Source organism: Streptomyces sp. NPDC059861 (genome assembly GCF_042731435.1).
GTDB lineage: Bacteria > Actinomycetota > Actinomycetes > Streptomycetales > Streptomycetaceae > Streptomyces.
This window is the reverse complement of record NZ_JBHWJQ010000084.1, coordinates 1-4,541: the sequence shown is the minus strand read 5'-3', so window position 1 is coordinate 4,541 and position 4,541 is coordinate 1. Positions and strand designations below refer to the sequence as shown.

The window sequence follows — 4,541 nt, the reverse complement described above, 5'->3', positions numbered from 1 at the left end:
ACACCCTCCACCACCTCGCCCACCAGAACACCGGCACCTACATCGAAATCGGCCCCGACGCCCACCTCACCGCCCTCACCCGACGCACCCTCGACAACACCACCACCACCGCCCTGCTCCGCCGCGACCACGACGAACCCACCACCCTCATCACCGCCCTCGCACAAGCCTTCACCCACGGCACCACCATCGACTGGAGCGCCTTCTTCGGCTCCCCGCCCTCCACCCCCGTCCCCCTGCCCACCTACGCCTTCCAGCACCAGCGCTACTGGCTGGAGCGGCAGGCCGTCGGCCGGGCGTCGGGCGGCGGGGACCTGTTCGGTCATCCGCTGCTGGACTCGAAGGTGGAGCTCGCGAGCGGCGAAGGGGTGCTGTTCGCTGGGCGGCTGGCGGCGCGGGAGCATCCGTGGCTGGAGGCGTACGCCGTCCTGGACGTCCCGGTGCTGCCGACCGCCGCGCTGGTGGACCTCGTCGTGCGCGCCGGTGACGAGCTCGGAGTGAACGCGCTGACCACCTTGACGGTCCACACCCCGCTCGTCCTGTCCCGGTCCGGTGCCACGGAGCTCCAGGTCGTGGTGGCCGATGCCGACCAGCTCGGGGCACGTGGCTTCACGCTGTACGCGCGTCCCGCCGACGACGGCGTGCCCTGGACGACGTACGCGGAGGGCGTCCTGGCCACCGTCTCCGGCCCGTCCGGGACATCGGCCGACGGCGGCGGCACGGAGGTGGAGCTCGCGCGGGAGCTGCTGCCGGAGGCGGCCCGCTACGCGCTGCACCCCGCGCTGCTGGAGGAGGCGCTCCGTGCGGCCGAGCTCGCCGGCGCGGTGGCCCCGGCCGACGCGGGCGCCGTCGCCGTCCCGGCCGAATGGCAGGACGTGCGGCTGCACGCGAGCGGCGCCACGACCGTGCGCGTGCGGTGGCAGTCGCTCGGAGAGGGGGCCGTCGCCCTGCAGCTCACCGACGCCGTGGGCGCGCCGGTCCTCACGGTCGGCCGGGTGGCCTTCCGGGGCGTACCGGCCGAGCGGTTCACCACCGGTGGTGCGGCGGCGTTGCCGTTGTACCGCGAGGAGTGGAGCGCCGCCGGTCTGCCACCGGCCGAGACGCCGCTGCGCTGGGCCGATGTGGGCCCGGGTGAGGGCGCCGGGACCGGTTACGCGGTCCTCGTCGAGGCGGCGGAGGCCGTCGCCTCGGGCGCTCCGGTGGACGCGCTGCGCGTGTGGGTGCGCGCCGGAGCAGGTCCGGACGTGGTGGACGCGCTGCACTCGCGTACCCGCGAGGTACTCGCCCTGGTCCAGGAGTACTTGTCCGACGAACGGCTCGCACAGGTCCCGCTGGCGGTGGTCACCCACGGCGAGGACGGTGCCGGACCGGTGGGCGCCGCGGTGCGGGGGCTGCTTCGCTCGGCGCAGGCCGAGGCACCGGGCCGGATCTTCCTGTTCGACCTGCTCGACGGGGAGCCGGTGGCGGGTGGCGACGACCGCGATCCGCGCCGGCTCGACGCGCTGTTCTCGGCGGTCGTCGCCGCCGACGAGCCGCAGGCCGCCGTCCACGGTTCCGAGATCCGCCTGCCGCGCCTGCGGCGCGACGGTGCCGGGGACGGTCCCGGGGCGGTCCGGTCCCGGGACGGCGGGACCGCCTGGGATTCCTCGGGAACCGTTCTGATCACCGGCGGCACGGGCGCGCTGGGCAGGCTGGTGGCCCGTCACCTGGTGACCTCGCACGCTGTGCGGCATCTTCTGCTGGTCAGCCGCCGGGGCCCCGACGCGCCCGGGGCCGGGGAACTGGTCGCCCAACTCGCGGAGGCGGGCGCCACGGCGACCGTGGTGGCCGCGGACGCCGGGGACCGCGCCGCGCTCGCCGCGGCCCTGGAGGCCGTACCGGCCGCACACCCGCTCACCGCGGTCGTGCACGCGGCGGGAGTCCTCGACAACGCGCTGTTCGCCGATCTGACGCCGCAGAGCCTGGACGCGGTCCTCGCGTCCAAGGCGGACGCCGCCTGGCACCTGCACGAACTGACAAGGGACAGGGAGCTGTCCGCGTTCGTGCTCTTCTCGTCGACCGCGGGCGTGATCGGCGCGCCCGGACAGGCCAACTACGCGGCGGCGAACGCGTTCGTCGACGCGCTCGCCGGGCTGCGCGGCGCGCAGGGTCTCCCGGCCACCGCCATCGGCTGGGGGCTGTGGGACGCCGACGACATAGGCGGGGGCATCAACGCCGGTCTCGCCGACGCGGGCCGCAAGCGGTATCTCATGGAAGGGTTCCGGTTCATCCCCTCGCGGGACGGCCTCGGGCTGCTGGACGCGGCGCTGGCCGGCGGGCAGCCTCGGGTGGTCGCGGTGCCGCTCGACGTCGCCGTGCTGCGGGCGAGCGGTCAGGTGCCGGGCGTGTTGCGGGACTTGGCCCGGGTGCCGGGCCGGCCGGGGGCCGCGAACGCGGTCGCGGCGGGCGGCGGCGAGACGCTCGGGACGCGGCTGGCGGCGCTGCCCGGCGAGGAGCGTGAGCAGATCGTGCTCGACCTGGTCCGCGACGAGATCGCCGCGGTGCTCGGCCACACCGGAGCCGGCGAGGTCGGCGCCGACAGGGCTTTCCAGGACCTCGGTTTCGACTCGTTGACCGCGGTCGACCTGCGCAACCGGCTGATGTCCAGGACCGGACTGCGGCTGCCGTCCACCCTGGTGTTCGACCACCCGAACCCCAAGGAGCTCGCCGTCCACCTGCTGGGCCGACTGGACCTGGGCGCCGGCGCGCCGGCGCTGGACGCGCTGGAGCGTCTGGAGGCGACGCTGCTCGGCGCGGACGCGCGGGGCGACGCGGAGGCACGTTCCGAGGTCGCCGTCCGGCTTCAGACGCTGCTGGCGCGGCTCACGGAGGAGCCCGGCGACGACGGCGCGGCGGACATCGCCGACGCGATCGAGACAGCCTCGGCGGACGATCTCTTCGCCTTCATCGACAACCAGCTCGGACGTTCCGCCAACTGAACTTCGGCGGGGGCCCGGGACCGGGCCCCCGCCCGGACTGAGGAGAGACGAACCAGCATGGCTACTGCGTCCGGCGACCGGGCCCCGCGCAACTCCGATGCCGCCGTGGGCCGAAGCGGCGCCACCGGGCAGACCAGCGAGGAGAAGCTGGTCGAGTACCTGAAGTGGGTGACGGCCGATCTGCACAAGGCCAGACAGCGGGTCACCGAACTGGAGAACAGCCGGAGCGAGCCCATCGCCGTCGTCGGCATGGCCTGCCGCTACCCGGGCGGGGTGTCCTCGCCCGCCGACCTGTGGCGGCTCGTCCGCGACGGGGTGGACGGCATCACCCCGTGGCCCACCGACCGCGGTTGGGACGTCGAGGGTCTGTACGACCCGGAGCCCGGCAAGGCGGGCAGGTCCTACACCCGTGAAGGCGGGTTCCTGCAGGACGCCACCCGGTTCGACGCGGCGTTCTTCGGCATCTCGCCGCGCGAGGCCCTGGGGATGGACCCGCAGCAGCGGGTGCTTCTCGAAACGGCGTGGGAGGCGCTGGAGAACGCCGGTCTCGACCCGGCCTCTCTCCGGGGCACCCGCACCGGCGTGTTCGCCGGCCTCGTGGAACAGAGCTATCTCGACCGTGAGGGCCCCGAGGAACTGGAGGGCTACCTCATGACGAGCAAGCTCTCCAGTGTGGCGTCGGGCCGTATCGCGTACACCTTCGGATTCGAGGGTCCGGCCGTCTCCATGGACACGGCCTGCTCCTCCTCCCTGGTGGCCCTGCACATGGCCGTGCGGTCGCTGCGCTCCGGCGAGTCCACGCTCGCCCTCGCGGGCGGGGTCACGGTCTCGGGCTCGCCGAACGGCTTCGTGGACTTCTCCCGTCAGCGCGGTCTGTCGGCGGACGGACGCTGCAAGTCGTTCTCCGAGGACGCGGACGGCACCGGCTGGTCCGAGGGTGTGGGCCTGCTGGTGGTGGAGCGGCTGTCGGACGCCCTCAGGAACGGCCACCGCGTCCTCGCGGTCGTCCGCGGCACCGCCGTCAACCAGGACGGCGCGAGCAACGGGCTCACCGCGCCGAACGGGCCGTCGCAGGAGCGCGTGATCCGCGCCGCCCTGGCCGACGCGGGACTCGCCGTCAACGATGTGGACGCGGTGGAGGCGCACGGTACGGGGACGCGTCTGGGTGATCCGATCGAGGCGCACGCGCTGCTGGCGACGTACGGTCAGGGGCGCTCGGAGGGGCGGCCGTTGTACCTCGGCTCACTGAAGTCGAACATCGGCCACTCCGTCGCGGCGGCGGGTGTCGGTGGTGTGATCAAGATGATCGAGGCCATGCGCCACGGCACCCTGCCCAAGACCCTCCACGCCGACACCCCGTCCAGCCACATCGACTGGGACGCCGGAGCGGTGCGGTTGCTGACCGAGGCCCGCGAGTGGCCGGCGACCGAGGGCCGGCCGCGGCGCGCGGGTGTCTCGGCGTTCGGCGTCAGCGGCACCAACGCGCACGTCGTCATCGAGGAGGCCCCGGCGTCCGCTCCGGCCGAAGGCGACACGGATCCAGAGCAGGTCCGAACCGCGCCG

At 74.1% G+C, this 4,541-nt stretch carries 2 protein-coding genes; both read left to right on the top strand.

Going from position 1 to position 4,541, the window contains the following annotated elements; genetic code table 11:
• Positions 1 to 2,978, top strand: a 2,978-nt coding sequence (locus ACFV6X_RS35405; RefSeq protein ID WP_385390537.1) for an SDR family NAD(P)-dependent oxidoreductase, incomplete at its 5' end; no start/stop codon positions are given.
• Positions 2,979 to 3,083: 105 nt separating this feature from the next.
• On the top strand, positions 3,084 to 4,541 hold a 1,458-nt coding region (locus tag ACFV6X_RS35400), incomplete at its 3' end, for a type I polyketide synthase (protein WP_385390539.1).